This window comes from Ruminococcus sp. (genome assembly GCF_024691275.1).
Classification (GTDB): Bacteria; Bacillota; Clostridia; order Oscillospirales; family Ruminococcaceae; genus Ruminococcus.
The window spans coordinates 1-2,363 of the sequence record NZ_JAILNU010000096.1; the positions used below are offsets into that span (position 1 = coordinate 1).

Annotated in this window: 2 protein-coding genes; both read left to right on the forward strand. The window is 46.3% G+C overall.

Features of this window, described 5'->3' with window-relative positions; all coding sequences use genetic code 11:
* Positions 1-210 precede the first annotated feature (210 nt).
* The gene (locus tag K6G33_RS11630) at positions 211-1,965 is read left to right on the forward strand and encodes a type IV secretory system conjugative DNA transfer family protein (protein WP_296779648.1); all 1,755 of its coding nucleotides are present in this window, start codon (positions 211-213) and stop codon (positions 1,963-1,965) included.
* Between the two features lie 4 nt (positions 1,966-1,969).
* Positions 1,970-2,254: a helix-turn-helix domain-containing protein gene (locus K6G33_RS11635; protein WP_296779646.1), complete on the forward strand. Its 285-nt coding sequence runs from the start codon at positions 1,970-1,972 to the stop codon at positions 2,252-2,254.
* Positions 2,255-2,363: the final 109 nt, after the last annotated feature.

Genomic DNA, 2,363 nt, shown 5'->3' on the forward strand with positions numbered 1-2,363 from the left:
AGAGACAGATATGGTCACCGCACCTGCGGAAGAAATGAGCGAAAATGAAGACCAGGACGAGGAAGCGGAGCTATCTCCGCTTCCTTCATTGTCATAGGGGGCGCGTCAATATGTCATAGGCATATATTAAGTATACAAAGAAACTAACAATATAATAGCAGAAAAGGAAGTGTAGTATTGGATGATAAGAAAATATATCTGTTAGCATTAATGGCGGCGTGTCTGATAATTTTTGCAATAGTTGTAAGTGTACTGGACAGCCGCGGAATAAACAGTATCAAGTCAAAATCCGTCGGCGACGGACAGCATGGAACAGCAAGGTGGGCAACCAAGCCGGAGATAAGGCAGACTTTTGTCTCTCTGCCATTCGAGCCTGATTTGTGGAGGCAAGGAAAAGACCTGCCGAAGGTGCAAGGAACGGTAATAGGCTGTCACGGAAAGGTAAATACAACAGCTCTTGTTGATACAGGAGATGTTCATAGCTTAATGATCGGTGCAGCAGGCGTCGGCAAAACAGCGTACTTCCTGTATCCGAACATAGAGTTCTGCCTTGCATCAGGAATGTCGTTTTTGTCAACGGATACCAAAGGCGATATAGCTCGAAACTATGGAAATATAGCCAAGAACTGCTATGGATACAACGTATCGGTGCTTGATCTCAGAAATCCTACTCGAAGCGATGAGGACAATATACTGCATCTTGTGAACAAATATATGGATATTTACCTATCGGACAGGACAAACCTTTCAGCAAAGGCAAAGGCTGAGAAATACGCCAAGATCACTGCAAAGACGATAATCAATATCGGAGGCGGTGACAGCTCTAACTACGGTCAGAACGCATTTTTCTATGATGCGGCGGAAGGACTGCTTTCTTCGATAATACTGCTGTTAGCGGAGTTCGGTGAAAAGAATGAAAGGCACATCGTATCGGTATTCAAGCTGATACAGGATCTCATAGCTAAGCCTCCTCCGAAGAACGCTAAGGACAAGCCGCCGATGTATTTTACCAAACTGATGGAACTCCTGCCAAGCGACCACAAAGCAAAGTGGCTGGCAGGTGCGGCGTTGAACTCAGCAGATCAGGCAATGCTGTCGGTAATGTCAACGGCATTGTCAAGGCTCAATAGCTTTCTGGACTCTGAGATGGAGCAGATATTGTGCTTCGGTACTGCCATAGACGCTGAACGTTTCTGCAACGAAAGATCCGCTATATTCATAATACTTCCAGAGGAAGATCAGTCGAAATATTTTATGGTCAGCCTGCTGATACAGCAGTTATACCGTGAGATATTAGTTATCGCCGATGAACACGGCGGCGCACTGCCGAACAGAGTAATGTTCTACTGTGATGAGTTTGGCACCTTCCCCAAGATAGAGGGAGCCGAGGCGATGTTCTCCGCAGGTCGAAGCCGAAAAATATCTATAGTTGCTATTATACAGTCATTTGCACAGCTTGAGCAGAAATACGGCAAGGAAGGCTCGGAGATCATAACCGATAATACACAGCTCACCATATTCGGCGGATTTGCTCCGCAGTCGCAGTCTGCAGAGGTGCTGTCCAAAGCCCTGGGAGAACAGACCGTCCAGTCAGGTTCGGTATCGCTGGGGAAGGAGCATTCACGTTCCATACAGATGATGGGAAGACCTCTGATGACGGTTGACGAACTCAAGAGTATGCCTAAAGGTCAATTTATAGTCATGAAGACCGGAACTCACCCCATGATAAGTAAGCTGAAGCTGTACTTCAAGTGGGGCATAAAGTTCGGTGAGCCTTTCATGCTGGCAGATAAAGCAACACGTTCCGTGACATATATGGAGCGAGATGAGCTTATGCGAGAGGTCTCTGTGAAATATCCGCCTGCAAAGAAAAGCATTACTATACCCGTGGATATGACGTTTGAGGAAGCGGATATTCAGGCAGAACCCAAGAAAACGAATATTAAGACAGAAAAGAGGAGTTGATCATTTGAATGTTGAAAGACGAATATATGACTTAGGTCTGCCGCATCGAGCGGTAACAGTATACTGCTACCTCTGCGACAGGTCGAATAAGAAAGGAGAATGTTTTCCGTCAGCCAAGACAATAGCTCAGGACCTGAGCCTGAGCCGAAGAACTGTATTCAGGGCTCTTCATGAGCTCCTTGAAAAAGGACTCATCGAAAAACAGCCGAGACTTCGCAACAACGGCGGATCAAGTTCAAACCTCTACAGGCTGACGAATGTTCCCAAGGAGGTGAACGATAATGTTTGATTGGATCGGCGATGCCATAGACTGGATCGGTGACGGTATATCTTCGTTGTGGGATAACACGGTTGGCGTAGTAACAAGTGAAGCAGCCCGAGCTATATTCGATGTAATG